Annotated in this window: 16 protein-coding genes and 1 tRNA gene; 9 read left to right on the forward strand and 8 right to left on the reverse strand. The window is 56.0% G+C overall.

Annotated features, from left to right (window positions below; genetic code table 11):
- Positions 1-8: 8 nt before the first annotated feature.
- A complete protein-coding gene (tatC, locus tag ASE07_RS05520; RefSeq protein WP_057289810.1) occupies positions 9-773 on the forward strand; it encodes a twin-arginine translocase subunit TatC in 765 nt (254 codons plus the stop codon).
- Between the two features lie 99 nt (positions 774-872).
- Here tatC and ASE07_RS05525 read toward each other — a convergent pair whose 3' ends face one another.
- Together ASE07_RS05525 and ASE07_RS05530 are read right to left on the reverse strand one after the other, a co-directional pair.
- Positions 873-1544 (reverse strand): DUF2461 domain-containing protein, encoded by a 672-nt coding sequence (locus ASE07_RS05525; protein WP_057289811.1) that lies wholly within the window; start codon positions 1542-1544, stop codon positions 873-875.
- Between the two features lie 25 nt (positions 1545-1569).
- Positions 1570-2736: a Do family serine endopeptidase gene (locus ASE07_RS05530; protein ID WP_057289812.1), complete on the reverse strand. Its 1167-nt coding sequence runs from the start codon at positions 2734-2736 to the stop codon at positions 1570-1572.
- A 12-nt stretch (positions 2737-2748) separates the two neighbouring features.
- On the opposite strand from ASE07_RS05530, the gene ASE07_RS05535 reads away from it, so the two are divergent.
- Together ASE07_RS05535 and ASE07_RS05540 are read left to right on the forward strand one after the other, a co-directional pair.
- Positions 2749-3516 carry a Nif3-like dinuclear metal center hexameric protein gene (locus ASE07_RS05535; RefSeq protein WP_057289813.1) on the forward strand — a complete coding sequence of 256 codons (768 nt, stop codon included), beginning with the start codon at positions 2749-2751 and terminating at the stop codon, positions 3514-3516.
- Positions 3517-3589: 73 nt separating this feature from the next.
- A complete protein-coding gene (locus ASE07_RS05540; RefSeq protein WP_235548359.1) occupies positions 3590-4288 on the forward strand; it encodes a response regulator in 699 nt (232 codons plus the stop codon).
- A 21-nt stretch (positions 4289-4309) separates the two neighbouring features.
- Here ASE07_RS05540 and mscL read toward each other — a convergent pair whose 3' ends face one another.
- A complete protein-coding gene (gene mscL / locus ASE07_RS05545; protein WP_057289851.1) occupies positions 4310-4732 on the reverse strand; it encodes a large conductance mechanosensitive channel protein MscL in 423 nt (140 codons plus the stop codon).
- Between the two features lie 306 nt (positions 4733-5038).
- On the opposite strand from mscL, the gene petA reads away from it, so the two are divergent.
- The 6 genes from petA (at position 5039) to ASE07_RS05575 (ending at position 9209) form a co-directional block, all read left to right on the forward strand.
- A complete protein-coding gene (gene petA / locus ASE07_RS05550) occupies positions 5039-5647 on the forward strand; it encodes a ubiquinol-cytochrome c reductase iron-sulfur subunit (RefSeq protein ID WP_057289815.1) in 609 nt (202 codons plus the stop codon).
- A gap of 2 nt (positions 5648-5649) precedes the next feature.
- Complete coding sequence (locus ASE07_RS05555) at positions 5650-7053, forward strand: cytochrome b (RefSeq protein ID WP_057289816.1); 1404 nt, start codon at positions 5650-5652, stop codon at positions 7051-7053.
- Between the two features lie 23 nt (positions 7054-7076).
- Positions 7077-7841 carry a cytochrome c1 gene (locus ASE07_RS05560; protein ID WP_057289817.1) on the forward strand — a complete coding sequence of 255 codons (765 nt, stop codon included), beginning with the start codon at positions 7077-7079 and terminating at the stop codon, positions 7839-7841.
- A gap of 90 nt (positions 7842-7931) precedes the next feature.
- Positions 7932-8543, forward strand: coding sequence for a glutathione S-transferase N-terminal domain-containing protein (locus ASE07_RS05565; protein WP_057289818.1), 612 nt, complete (start codon positions 7932-7934; stop codon positions 8541-8543).
- A gap of 75 nt (positions 8544-8618) precedes the next feature.
- The gene (locus ASE07_RS05570; RefSeq protein WP_057289819.1) at positions 8619-9107 is read left to right on the forward strand and encodes a ClpXP protease specificity-enhancing factor; all 489 of its coding nucleotides are present in this window, start codon (positions 8619-8621) and stop codon (positions 9105-9107) included.
- A 26-nt stretch (positions 9108-9133) separates the two neighbouring features.
- Positions 9134-9209 (forward strand) — tRNA-Thr (locus ASE07_RS05575).
- A gap of 278 nt (positions 9210-9487) precedes the next feature.
- Here the strand turns inward: ASE07_RS05575 and ASE07_RS05580 are convergent.
- From ASE07_RS05580 to ASE07_RS05600, 5 genes are all read right to left on the reverse strand, one after another.
- Complete coding sequence (locus tag ASE07_RS05580) at positions 9488-10084, reverse strand: UbiX family flavin prenyltransferase (protein ID WP_057289820.1); 597 nt, start codon at positions 10082-10084, stop codon at positions 9488-9490.
- A gap of 4 nt (positions 10085-10088) precedes the next feature.
- A complete protein-coding gene (gene grxD, locus ASE07_RS05585; protein WP_057289821.1) occupies positions 10089-10400 on the reverse strand; it encodes a Grx4 family monothiol glutaredoxin in 312 nt (103 codons plus the stop codon).
- Between the two features lie 186 nt (positions 10401-10586).
- Positions 10587-12929, reverse strand: a complete 2343-nt coding sequence (locus ASE07_RS05590) for a Tex family protein (protein WP_057289822.1) — start codon at positions 12927-12929, stop codon at positions 10587-10589.
- 157 nt (positions 12930-13086) lie between these two features.
- Positions 13087-13941 (reverse strand): peptide chain release factor N(5)-glutamine methyltransferase, encoded by an 855-nt coding sequence (prmC, locus tag ASE07_RS05595; protein WP_057289823.1) that lies wholly within the window; start codon positions 13939-13941, stop codon positions 13087-13089.
- A gap of 41 nt (positions 13942-13982) precedes the next feature.
- Positions 13983-14459 (reverse strand): disulfide bond formation protein B, encoded by a 477-nt coding sequence (locus tag ASE07_RS05600; RefSeq protein ID WP_057289824.1) that lies wholly within the window; start codon positions 14457-14459, stop codon positions 13983-13985.
- Positions 14460-14482 lie beyond the last annotated feature (23 nt).

Genomic DNA, 14482 nt, shown 5'->3' on the forward strand with positions numbered 1-14482 from the left:
AAGCCCGTATGAGCGACGATCACAACACCGAGGGTGGTGTAGGCGACACCTTCATTTCACACCTGGTTGAATTGCGCAACCGCGTGATGAAGGCATCCATCGCAGTCATCATCGTCTTCCTTTGTCTGATGCCTTGGGCCGGCAACATCTATGACTGGCTCGCCATGCCGATGATGCTGGCGCTTCCCGCCGGTAGCAAGATGATCGCCACCGGGGTCATCACGCCATTTCTGATTCCGGTAAAGGTAACGCTGCTGCTGGCTTTTCTGATTGCGCTACCGGTAGTGCTTTACCAGGCATGGGCATTCATTGCTCCCGGCTTGTATACGCATGAAAAAAGGCTGATCGCGCCGCTGGTGATTTCATCTTCCCTACTGTTCATCATTGGTGTCGCGTTCTGCTACTTTTTCGTATTCGGCGTGATTTTCAAGTTCATCAATGAATTTGCGCCGAAGTCGATTTCCGTTGCGCCGGATATCGAGAGCTATTTCGGTTTCGTGATGACGCTGTTCATCGCCTTTGGCATGACGTTCGAAGTACCGATCGTTGTCATCGTGCTGGTGCGCATGGGCATCGTGACGGTGGAAAAGCTGAAGGAAATGCGTCCCTATATCATCGTTGGCGCCTTCGTCATTGCCGCGGTCGTGACACCGCCGGATATCATGAGCCAGTTGTTGCTGGCTGTCCCTCTATGCCTGTTATTTGAAGTCGGGTTGATTCTTGCGCCGATGTTTGCGCGCGCGACCCAGGCGCCAGAGGAAGAAACAGTGTAAATCTGCTTTACACCGGCGCTGGGGGCAGCCGGTGTCGCACGTGTTTCCGTTGACGATATCTGCTGAAGTCCCGGCGGCCAGTCACAAACCGTGTATGCGCTACTTGGCTTCCCGCAGCCAAGCCACCAATGGATAAGCGTCCTTGAAACCCGCGGCCAGTTCTTTCCCCAGATCGGCGGGAATCTTCTTTTTCAGGCTGGTTTCTTTCCAGACGATAAAACTCTTGTGCTTGACGTATTCGATGTTGGGCGCATCCGCATCAAAGCCCTTCGGCGGCCTTGTCAGTTTTCCTTCGTCCTGTAGATCGCCATAGGTCTCCTGAAGACGTTTGTTGCGCAGCATGCGCCTGAACCCGGCGGCATCGGCAATCACGTGTTGGCGTATCGTCTTCAGCCTGTCGGATGGCGGCATGTATTCGCCGCCCGCAACCAGCAGCGTACCTTGTGCATCAATATGGAAGTAGTAAGCGGGACCGCCGCCCTGACTCGGTTTCTTCAGTCCGCTGGCTGTAATGGCCGCCGAAAAGGTGGACTTGTAAGGACTCTTGTCATGCGAAAATCGCATGTCACGATTGATGCGGAATAAGGCTTTTTTCGGATTGCAGCCGGCAACCGCCGGATCGAATTTCACGATCTGCGGAATCAGGCCGGTTACCAGTTCCAGGAACTCCGCACGCAGAATATCGTAACGCGGCTTGTTCATGACAAACCATGCGCGATTATTGTTTTCCGATAGTTCGGCAAGGAATTGAATGAGGTCGCGAGTATGCATAGGCGTGCAAGGATCTCCGTAAAAATTATTCCTGTTCTTCGCGTTTCGGCTTCGGTCGTTTGCCAACAAGGACGTCAACAGTCGATTCCTGGGTCTTGCGCAACACGGTCATCTTTGCCTTGTTGCCCGGCGTAAGCTGCGCAATCAGATTCAGCATGTCGGTGGTATCGGTGACGGGTTTGCCTTCTACCGCTACCAGGATATCGCCCGGGCGTATGCCGGCCTTATCCGCCGGGCCGCCTTTTAGCACACCGGCAATGATGGCCCCCGATTTGCGTGTCAGTCCGAAACTTTCCGCCAGCTCCGGCGTAATGTCTTGCGGCTCCACGCCGATCCAGCCCCGCACTTTCTGGCCGGTAGCGATGATGGATTCCATGACGTCTTTTACTGTCGTTACCGGAATGGCAAAACCGATTCCCAGAGAACCGCCGCTACGTGAGTAAATGGCAGTATTGATGCCCAGCAGGTTGCCGTTGGCATCGATCAGTGCACCACCCGAATTGCCGGGGTTGATCGCCGCGTCCGTCTGGATAAAGTTTTCGAAGGTGTTGATACCGAGATGATTGCGTCCAAGCGCGGAAATAATGCCCATGGTGACGGTTTGCCCTACACCGAATGGATTACCAATCGCCAGCACCACATCGCCGACTTTGGCTTGATCCGCATTGCCCAGCGTGATCGCAGGCAGGTTCTGCAAATTGATTTTGATGACCGCCAGATCGGTTTCCGGATCGGTGCCCACCACCTTGGCATCCGCCTTGCGTCCATCGGCAAAGGCCACTTCGATTTCATCCGCGGTCTCGATCACATGGTTATTGGTCAGCACATAACCTTCCGGGCTGATGACCACGCCGGAGCCGAGGCTGAACTGCTGGTCGTCCTGCTGATCGCCGAAGAAGCGTCGGAACAGCGGATCATCCATGAACGGCGTCTTTGGCTGACGCGCACCCTTGGTGGTAAAGATATTAACCACCGCTGGCATTGCTCGCTGCGCGGCATCGCGATAGGAGCCTTGCGTGGCAGGCGCATTCGCTGGCGCCTGCAGGATCTGGGCCGAAGACGACGACACCCTGGCGTTGCGCGTTGCGCCAAGTAGCGTCCCCGCCCATTCAGGCTTAAGGCTCGCTACAATGAACCAAATGGCCAAACCGACCGTAACGGTTTGCGCAAATAACAACCAGAGGCGTCGCATAAGAGGGTAATAATGAAGCGTGGATCAGTAAATAGGGACGAGTTTGCAAAATATCTAGAGCAAACGCTCGATATTAACCGTTTTCGCGACTATTGCCCAAATGGCTTGCAAGTGGAAGGTCGCAATGAAATACGCAACCTGGTCTCTGGCGTGACAGCAAGTCTGGCATTGCTGGAGGCGGCTGCCGCGCGACAGGCTGATGCCATTATCGTACATCACGGCTACTTCTGGCGCGGAGAAGATGCAAGAGTGATCGGTCCAAAACACAAGCGCCTGAAATTACTGCTGACACAGGATATCAGCTTGTTTGGTTACCACTTGCCATTGGATATGCACCCCGAGTTCGGCAACAACGTGCAGCTTGCCAACCGGCTTGGCCTCGTTGCCGATGGCCGTTTCGGTGATGACAATCTCGGCTGGCTTGGCCACGTACAGGATAAGCAGCTACAAACTGTCGGCGACCTTGCGCGTGAAGTGGAGGCCAGATTGGCGAGGCCGCCGCTGCTCATCGGCGACCCCGCCCAGCCGCTTGGCCGTATCGGCTGGTGTACCGGGGCAGCGCATAACATGCTCGGCAATGCCATCGCCGCTGGTGCCAGCGTCTATCTGAGCGGAGAAGTGTCAGAACCGACCGTGCACCTGGCCCGCGAAAGCGGTGTTGCCTACCTCGCCTGTGGTCACCACGCGACGGAGCGCTATGGTGTGCAAGCGCTGGGGGAGCATTTGGCGGCTCATTTCGGCATTGAGCACCACTTTATTGACATCGAAAACCCGGTGTGAGGCCGATCGACCGATAGTCAGTCATTTCCTGGCGTTAAGCTGGGGTATGATTACGGCAGGTGAGGGAAGAACTATGTTGGAAGAAACATTGCGCGACGCTGTCGGCGTATTGATTGTCGAAGATGACGCGGTAACGCGAAAAGCACTGTGCCTGGCGATTGAATCCGAGCCCCAGCTGAAATTGCTGGCGGCATTCGACAGCGTCAAGCCGGCGCTGACCTGGCTGGAAACAGCGGTCCCGGACGTATTGATGACTGATCTTGGCTTGCCCGACGGGTCGGGACTAGAGATCATCCATGCCTGTGCAAACCGGCATCCACAGGCCGATATCATGGTTGTCACCATGTCCAGCGACGAGGCAAACGTTCTGGCTTGCATCGAAGCCGGGGCATCGGGTTATGTGCTCAAGACCGCCGGAAAAACCGACATCGCACGCGCCGTCCTTGACCTGCGTTCGGGCGGCGCACCAATGAGTCCCGCAATCGCACGCATGGTCCTGGCCAAGGTGCGTGACGGTAAAAAGCCGGTTCCCGTGACCGATCAGGATACCGCGACCAGCCTGACCAAGCGCGAATCCGCGATCCTCGACCTGATTGCGCAGGGTGACAGCTATAGCGAAGTCGCGAAGCTGCTGTCGGTCTCGGTCGGAACCGTGCAAACCCACATCAAGAACATCTACGGCAAGCTCGCCGTGCATTCGCGCGGCGAAGCGGTCTTCGAAGCTCATCGCCGCGGCTTGCTGCAACTGGGGCAGCCTCGCATGCGCAAATAAGTTTGCGCATTTGCGATCGGCTTATCGCTTCAGCGAATCACGAATTTCTCTCAGCAAGACGATGTCTTCCGGTGTCGCTGCAGGCGTCGGTGCCGTTTCTTCTGTTTCGCTGCGTTTCGCCTTGTTGACCAGGCGTACCATCTGGAAAATGATGAATGCCAGGATGATGAAGTTGAGCAGGATGGTAATGAAACTTCCGTAAGCAAGGACGGCACCCGCCTTTTTCGCTTCTACCAAGGTCATTGCCGTGCCTTGACCATTGAGCGGCAGATAATAATTGGAAAAATCCAGGCCGCCGAAAACCCTTCCGGCGACCGGCATGATGACATCCTGGACCAGCGAGTCCACGATCTTGGAAAAAGCGGCGCCGATGATCACCCCAACTGCCAGGTCGATCACATTGCCTTTCACAGCAAACGCCTTGAATTCCTGAAGCATTCCCATAACCACCCCCATTTCGTTGTGAAAATTGTAATGAGACGCGTGTCTCATTTGCTACATTGTTTCAGAAAACACCCAAACAATCAGAGCAAATTTCATATTCATACGCGGTCGCCTTAGGCGGCCTCTCGGCCCACGAATTCAGAAACTGCTTAAAAGAGTGTTTCATTCTATGCCATGGAGCAAAAAAGTTCCCTGAAATTGCCGAATGCAAAACCTATTCCCTTTAAATCAGATTCCGCGTCCGTTATAATCTAAGGTTGCTAGAAGTTTCGTACAGATTTCGCATTTACACAGATTGGGGTTGGTATGAGTAACGAAAAGCAGGTCGACTCCGGTCGACGTGGCTTGCTCGTCGCGACATGTGCGGCGGGTGGTGTGGCCGGTTTGGCCACAGCGGGGGCCTTTGTGTCCACCTTCCAGCCGTCCGAACGGGCAAAAGCCGCGGGCGCTCCGGTGGAAGTGGACATCGCCGGGCTTGCTCCCGGTGAATTGAGGACCGTCGAATGGCGTGGTAAGCCGGTATGGATCCTCAAGCGTTCCCCGGAAATGGTTGCATCGCTGAAGAAGGTCGATGGCGAACTCGCCGACCCGAAATCCGAACGTAATCAGGCTGAATTGACTCCGGAATACGCACGCAACGAATACCGTTCGCGCAAGCCGGAAATCCTGGTCGCCGTCGGCATCTGCTCCCACCTTGGCTGCTCTCCGTCCACCAGGCTGCAGCCTGGACCCCAGCCTTCGTTGCCGGACGACTGGCAGGGTGGCTTCCTCTGCCCATGCCATGGCTCCACTTTCGACCTGGCAGGACGCGTCTACAAGAACAAGCCCGCACCGGACAACCTCGAAGTGCCGCCGCACATGTTCGTCGGCGATACGATGCTGGTAATCGGTAAGGACGAGAAAGGCGAAGCATAATTATGGCGACACAACAAAAACCGACCGGCACCCCTGTCCCGGTATCGGGCAAGGCGCTCGCTTGGATTGACGAGCGCTTCCCTCTGTCCTCGACGTGGAAGGCGCACATCTCCGAATACTACGCGCCCAAAAACTTCAATTTCTGGTACGCATTCGGCTCTCTCGCACTGCTGGTGCTGGTGATTCAGATTGTGACCGGTATTTTCCTCGTGATGCACTACAAGCCAGACGCGAACCTTGCGTTTGCTTCTGTCGAATACATCATGCGTGACGTGCCATGGGGCTGGCTGGTGCGCTACATGCACTCCACCGGCGCTTCCGCATTCTTCATTGTGGTGTATCTGCACATGACGAAGGCACTGTTGTACGGCTCGTATCGCAAGCCCCGTGAACTGCTATGGCTGTTCGGCGTTGGCATTTTCCTGTGCCTGATGGCTGAGGCTTTCTTTGGCTACCTGCTCCCATGGGGTCAGATGTCGTACTGGGGCGCGCAGGTGATCGTTAACCTGTTCGGCGCCATCCCGTTCATCGGTCCGGACCTGTCGCTGTGGATTCGCGGTGACTATGTGGTATCCGACGCGACACTGAACCGCTTCTTCTCGTTCCATGTGATCGCGATCCCGCTGGTACTGATTGGCCTGGTAGTCGGCCACATTGTTGCCCTGCACGAAGTTGGTTCAAACAACCCGGACGGTGTGGAGATCAAGAAGAATAAGGACGCCAACGGCGTGCCGCTCGACGGCATTCCTTTCCATCCGTATTACACCGTGCACGACATCCTTGCTGCGTCGATCTTCCTGATCGTCTTCTCGGCAGTGGTGTTCTTCGCCCCGGAAATGGGTGGCTACTTCCTTGAGTATAACAACTTCATTCCGGCCGATCCGCTGAAGACGCCGCCACATATCGCGCCTGTCTGGTACTTCACGCCGTTCTACTCGATCCTGCGTGCAACCACATCGCAGTTCATGTATGCGCTGGAAATTGGTGTCATCGCCTTCGTTGCGCTGATCGTCCTGAAGTCGCGCCTGTCTGGCGGCATCAAGATCCTGATCACAGTGGTCGGTGCCGTCGCCGTCATTGGCATGTTCATTTTCGACGCAAAGTTCTGGGGCGTTGTGTTGATGGGTGCATCCGTAGTGATTCTGGCCGGTCTGCCTTGGCTCGACCATTCTCCGGCCAAGTCGATCCGTTATCGCCCGACCTGGCATGGTTATGTCTACCTTGTATTTGGCATTGCCTTCCTGGCGCTCGGATACTTAGGCGTTCAGCCGCCGACAACGGTAGGCACACTGGTTGCACAGATTTGCACCTTCATCTACTTCGGCTTCTTCCTGCTGATGCCATGGTGGAGCACGATGGGCCGCTTCCGCCCAGTGCCTGATCGTGTTACGTTCCAGCCGCACTAAGCCGCAAAAGGAAAATAAGAACCATGAAATTGTTGAAAAAACTGATTGCGGTCCTGGCTTTCGCGCCGGTCGTGGCACTGGCCGCCGAGGCGACTTTCCCTCTGGACCAGGCACCTGACCGTACGCGTGACCTACCTTCGCTGCAGAATGGTGCCAAGCTGTTCGTCAACTACTGCCTTAACTGTCATTCGGCATCGGCGATGCGTTACAACCGACTGAAAGACATTGGCCTGACCGAAGCCCAGATCAAGAACAACCTGCTGTTCACGACTGAAAAGGTCGGTGACCTGATGAAGGTGGCCATGCCTGCAAAGGATGCAAAGGACTGGTTCGGTGCAGTACCGCCGGACCTGTCGGTGATTGCGCGCGCAAAGTCATCGAGCGAAGGCTCTGGTGCTGACTGGCTCTACACCTATTTGCGTACCTTCTACAAGGACGATACCCGTCCGACTGGCTGGAACAACCTGGTCTTCCCGAACGTCGGTATGCCGCACGTGATGTGGGAAGTACAGGGCATACGTTCGGTCAAGATGGTCGACGAGAAGGATCCGCACGACGAAAGCAAAACGGTGCACAAGTTTGCCGGTTTCGAGCAAGTCAAGCCGGGCACCATGAACGCGATCGAGTTTGATAACGCGATGGCAGACCTTGTCTCGTATATCAGCTGGATGGGCGAACCTGCCCAGAACACCCGCAAGCGTCTCGGCGTGATCGTTCTGCTGTTCCTTGGTGTCTTCCTGCTGTTGACATGGCGCCTCAACGCGTCGTACTGGAAAGACGTTAAGTAAAAATACGCCTGCATTCAATAAGAATTGCAGGCTTTTATTCCAGGGTGAGCCGTACGACGTCTCACCCTTTTGTTTCTAAGGAACTACAACATGATGGTTCTCTATTCAGGCACTACCTGCCCGTTTTCCCAACGTTGCCGTCTCGTGCTGTTTGAAAAAGGCATGGATTTCGAGATCCGCGACGTCGATCTGTTCAACAAGCCGGAAGACATTTCGGTGATGAACCCCTACGGACAAGTGCCCATTCTCGTCGAGCGAGACCTGATTCTGTACGAATCGAACATCATCAATGAATATATTGACGAACGTTTCCCGCATCCGCAGCTGATGCCGGCCGATCCCCTGATGCGCGCTCGTGCTCGCCTGATGCTGTTCAATTTCGAAAAGGAACTGTTCGTTCATGTGCATACGCTCGAGAACGACAAGTCCAAGGGTTCCGAGAAAGTCCACGATAAGGCCCGCGCGGAAATCCGTGATCGCCTGACGACTCTCGCACCACTGTTTCTGAAGAACAAGTACATGCTGGGCGACGAATTCTCGATGCTCGATGTGGCCGTAGCTCCGTTATTGTGGCGCCTTGATCACTACGGCATCGAACTATCCAAGACAGCAGCCCCTCTGATGAAATATGCCGAACGCATTTTTTCGCGTCCGGCATACATTGAAGCGCTGACACCGTCCGAAAAAGTGATGCGTCGCTAATGGGACTTCGCATGCAAATGGCAGCCGACGCGTTTTGGAGGCTTGCCTGATTGCATGCACTTAGTTCAGGAAATCATGTCAGAAATTTCAACCAAGCCTTACCTTCTGCGCGCCATTTATGAGTGGTGTACTGACAACGGCTATACACCTTATCTGGCGGCCGCGGTCGATGCACAAACGCGTGTCCCGCGCGAGTTTGTGAAGAATGGCGAGATCGTCCTGAACATCAGCTTTACCGCCACCAGCGGATTGAAAATGGACAATGACTTCGTCAATTTCAATGCGCGATTTGGTGGCGTATCACGGGAGATTTCCATTCCCGTCGATAATGTGGTGGCAATTTATGCACGTGAAAACGGGCAGGGAATGGCGTTCGAAGTGAGCAAGCTACCTGCACGTGATGATGAGATTGTGAGTGTGGAAGAGCCCTTGAAATCTCCGGCACTTTCTGCGGTTCCTCCTGTCGAAGGGGAAACGACGCCAGCAGCGGAAGGGACGGGTCCCGATGACAACAACGACCCACCAAAAAAAGGTGGAAGACCTACCCTAACTCGCATCAAATAGCGTATAATTGCTGTCTTCAAGTTTTCGCCGGCTTAGCTCATTTGGTAGAGCAGTTGACTTGTAATCATCAGGTGGCCAGTTCGAATCCGGCAGCCGGCACCAGTAAAAAACCCGTGATCAGAAATGATCACGGGTTTTTTCTTTTGTGGTCGTTTTTTGCAATGCCAGAACAGAAAAACTGCTTCAATTCAGTTCACCCAAGCGCCCAGCAGACAAATTGCATTTCGGGCAAGGGCTGGCAAACAGTTCAAAGGATGTGAGATAGGAAAAGACGCTGAAGAGCCACAGTATCGTGAGTCTGCTGAATTACATCCAGATAATGAAATGGCTTGACGCGGAACCCGCTGTAGCAGCACAAGCAGCGAAGAAAGCCCCGTCGCTCAATCGTCCTGCTTCATGCCGCTCCATCGGGGCGTCAGGGCATGCGGTACATTGAACAGATCGAGAACTCGACCAACGGTATGATCGACCATCTCGGCAATGCTTTGAGGCCGATGGTAGAAGCCAGGAAGTGGTGGGAAGATGACGCCGCCCATTTCCGTCACGGCGGTCATGTTGCGTAAATGCGCAAGATTGAAGGGCGTTTCGCGCACCATCAGGACCAGGCGGCGCCTTTCCTTCAGTACCACGTCAGCAGCGCGAGTAATCAGGTTATCGGAGAGGCCATGTGCAACAGAGGCCAAGGTTTTCATGGAGCAAGGCGCGACGATCATGCCGTCCGACTGGAAAGAACCGCTGGCAATCGATGCGCCGACATCACGAACGTTATGCACGACATGGGCAAGTGCTTCCACTTCCTTGCGGCCCATGTCCAGTTCCTGATGCAAATTCAGCACACCCGCTTCGGATATCAGCAGGTGTACTTGCATACCGGGCGTTTCCCGCAATACCTGCAACAGCCGTACGCCATAGATGGCGCCGGTAGCGCCAGTAATGGCAACGATCAGCCGCTTTTCCGGGGTCGCCGGGGAGGTCAAAGGCTCAGGCCTTCAGCAAGGTCTTCAGTTCGCCGGATTCATACATCTCCGTCATGATGTCGGAGCCGCCAACGAATTCGCCGTTGACATAGAGTTGCGGGATAGTCGGCCAATTTGAAAATTCCTTGATGCCCTGGCGCACGTCGGCGTCTTCCAACACGTTGACGGTGACGATGTTATCGACACCGCAGGCTTTCAGGATCTGGATGGCACGGCCGGAAAAGCCGCATTGTGGAAACTGGGCAGTGCCTTTCATGAACAGAACCACCGGGTTCTGCGTCACGGTCTCTTTGATCCAGGATTGTACGTCGCTCATGGTGTAACCTCGAAAATGGAAGGATGATCATCATTATATGAAAAACGCCGGCCTGACGTTGAATCAAGCCGGCGTTTCTGTCTATCAGCGGGAAGCCGCTGACAACCAGGAAAAATAGCAGCGGATGAAACCTGGCCTTGCCGACCGAGCATCCGAGCGTCTTTCCGCTACTGGCACTATTTCACTTTACCCCTTCAACTTGGCAAACGCCGCCGCCATCGCGCTGTGCACGGCCGGTTGCGGGCGTTGCTGATGTTGAGACAGGCGCTTTGCGTCATTGCGGTCGCCGCGTTGCTCGGGGCGTGCGCCAGCCGGCTGCGGCGAATCGGACAGGCGCATGGTCAGCGCAATGCGGCGGCGCTTTTCGTCGACCTCCAGCACCTTGACCTTGACCACCTGGCCCGCCTTGACCACGGTATGCGGGTCACGCACAAAGGTGTTGGACAACGCCGAAATATGCACCAGGCCATCCTGATGGACGCCAATGTCGACAAAGGCGCCGAAGGCCGCCACGTTCGTCACCACGCCTTCGAGGATCATGTCAGGACGGAGGTCCTTGATATCTTCGACGCCGTCCTTGAAGGTCGCAGTGGTGAATTCGGGCCGGGGATCGCGGCCCGGCTTTTCCAGTTCCTTCAGAATATCGGTGATCGTGGGCACGCCGAACTTTTCGTCCGCGTACTTTGCCGGAGTGATGGATTTGAGCAGTTTGCTGTCGCCAATCACACCTTTCACATCCTTCTGAATGTCCGCCAGGATCTTTTCGACGACCGGATAGGATTCCGGGTGTACTGCCGACGCGTCGAGCGGGTTTTCGCCATTCATGATGCGCAGAAAGCCGGCGGCCTGCTCAAATGTCTTGTCGCCAAGGCGCGGCACCGCACGCAAGGCCGAACGGGACGTGAACATCCCCTTCATGTCGCGGTAGGTAACGATGCTTTGCGCCACGCTCGCATTCAAACCGGAGACGCGTGCCAGCAACGGTGCGGAAGCGGTATTGACGTCTACGCCCACCGCATTCACGCAGTCTTCCACCACTGCGTCCAGCGAACGCGCCAACTGGGTCTGCCCGACATCGTGCTGGTACTGGCCGACGCCTATCGACTTCGGATCGATCTTGACCAGTTCGGCCAGAGGGTCCTGCAAGCGGCGTGCAATCGACACCGCACCCCTGAGCGATACGTCGAGCTCAGGCAATTCGCGCGATGCGAATTCGGACGCGGAATATACCGACGCACCCGCTTCCGACACCACGATCTTGGTCAGTTTCAGTTCGGGATTTTGCTTGATCAGGTCTTGCGCCAGCTTGTCGGTCTCGCGTGATGCCGTGCCGTTGCCGATCGAAATCAGCGCAACGTCATGCTTGCGTGCCAGTTGTGCCAGCGTGTGCAGCGAACCATCCCAGTCATTACGTGGCTGGTGCGGGTAAATCGTCGCCGTATCGACCACCTTGCCGGTCGCATCGACCACTGCAACCTTCACGCCGGTACGCAAGCCCGGGTCCAGACCCATCGTCGCACGCGGACCGGCCGGAGCGGCCAACAGCAAGTCTTTCAGGTTGCGTGCAAACACGTTGATCGCTTCGACTTCCGCACGCTCGCGCAGCGCCGTCATCAGTTCGGTTTCCAGGTGCATGAACACCTTCACGCGCCAGGTCCAGCGAACCGTATCGGCCAGCCATTTGTCGGCGGGACGTCCCTGGTTGCTGATGCCGAAGCGAACTGCAATACGTCCCTCGCAAGGATTGTGCGGCGCATCCCATTTCGGTTTCTCTTCTTCGGTATCGAGCCGCAGCGACACGTTCAGGATTTCCTCGCGCCGGCCGCGGAACAATGCAAGCGCACGGTGCGAAGGGATGGTATTGAGGGTCTCGGAATAATCGAAATAGTCGGCAAACTTTGCGCCGGCATCTTCCTTTCCCTCGACGACTTTCGAGTCGACCACGCCGTGCTCATTCAGATATTCACGCAAGGTCTGCAGCAAGGTTGCATCTTCGGCAAAGCGCTCCATCAGGATTTGACGCGCGCCGTCCAACGCTGCCTTGGTATCGGCGACGCCGGGGTTATCGCCATTGTCGGTCGTAAAGGCAGGCTTCAGGAACTTTGCCGCTTCTTCTTCCGGACTCAATGCCGGATTGGCAAGCAGCGCATCGGCCAGTTCGGTCAGGCCCGCTTCCGCCGCAATCTGTGCCTTGGTACGGCGCTTCGGCTTGTAGGGCAGATAAAGATCTTCGAGGCGGGTTTTATCTTCCGCGTGCGTGATCGCGTCCAGCAGTTCGGGTGTCATCTTTCCCTGTTCCTGGATCGACGCAATGATGGCGGTCCGCCGGTCTTCCAGTTCGCGCAGATAACGCAGCCGCTCTTCCAGCAAGCGCAACTGGATATCGTCCAGCCCGCCGGTCGCTTCCTTTCGGTATCGTGCAATGAAGGGCACCGTCGCGCCTTCGTCCAGCAGGGCGATGGCGGCGGCAACCTGGACCGGTTTGGCGGCAAGTTCAACAGCAAGTCGTTGTTCGATCGAAGGCAGCATGGGTAACCAAAATGAAGAAAATCAAGCGGGTGATGATACGCAAATTATGTGAATGCGCCAGTCTTGACAGCCCGAAAAAACGCAGGCGAGTCCAGCATGTCGGCAGGCTTGCCGGATTGGCATTGCCATTGTGATTGGTTTTTCCAGGTTATCGCGGCTAGCTACTGCTACCTCGAACCATACCGCCACTGACACGTTCAATGCCGGCAAGGTCTTTCCAGCTCTGGACAGCATCGAAGTTGCGCTGCAACAGGCCTCGTACCGCTTCGGCCTGATCATAACCATGCTCCATCAATAGCCAGCCTGCGGGCATCAAATGCGTGGCGGCACCGTGTACGATGGTGCGCAGTGCGGACAATCCGTCTGCATGGTCGGTCAGCGCATCGATCGGTTCAAAGCGCAGGTCGCCTTGTGACAGGTGCGGATCGTTGGCGACGATATACGGGGGATTGGAGACGATCAGATCGAAGTGTTGTCCATCAAGCGCGGCATACCAGTCACTTTCCATGAACTGCACATGAACCCCATGCTGCGTAGCATTGCGTTGCGCAACCTGTAACGCGGCGCCGCTGGCATCGATGGCGGTCACTGCGGCATCGGGGCGGGTATGCGCAATGGCAATGGCAATGGCGCCGGTACCGGTACCCATGTCGAGTACGCGCCCGCGCTGTGGCAAGCGCTCCAGCGCAAGCTCCACCAGCAATTCGGTTTCCGGACGGGGAATCAATACGTCGGGCGTGGTGTACAGGGCAAGCCCGAAAAACTCGCGTTCGCCAATGATGTAGGCAACCGGTTCGCCCGCGAGCCGGCGGATGAACAGATCGCTAAGCAATTGGGCCTGTTTCGTATCTAACGCATGTTCCGACTGCGTGATCAGCTGCACGCGAGACAGCTTCAGACCGTGACAGACCAGGATGCGGGCGTCGATGGCATCGATCGGCGGCTTGCGCAGCACGGCGGCCAGCGTTGTGCCGGCTTCGATGCGGTAGGGAGGCGCGTCGTGTTCCGGCATGATGAATGTGATATTGGCGAAGGCGCTGCGACGGTGGGCGATTAACGGCTTTGACGCAAGGCTGCCCAGATAAGCAACAGTGCAAGGATGACAAACCAGATCAGCGACCATTGCGGAATCGACAGGCCGATGATCGGTTCGTAGTCGGTCGTGCATAAACCATCCGCCTTGAACAGGAATGGCATTAGCTCGGCCGTAAAAATCTTGTTGAGTGAGGTCTCTAGCGGATCAATGCCGCAAGAGACGGCAGGATGCGCTTTAATCCACAGATGCCATCCAGCGATGCCGCCGCCGACCAGGGCAGCCAATGCGGCGAGCGCAGCGCCAAGCCGTGTTGTAGAACGTGGAAACGCCGCAAATATGAAGCACAGCAGACCGACAGCCACGAAGGCATAACGTTGCATCACGCACAACGGGCACGGCAGCATATCCATTGCATGCTGCAAATACAGTGCAAAGCCCACAAGTGCAAAGGACAGGATGCCAACGGTAACCAGAATGGGTTTGGATGTATTCATTGTGCTTTATGTAAGTGGGTAAA

Source organism: Noviherbaspirillum sp. Root189, assembly GCF_001428545.1.
Classification (GTDB): Bacteria; Pseudomonadota; Gammaproteobacteria; order Burkholderiales; family Burkholderiaceae_D; genus Noviherbaspirillum.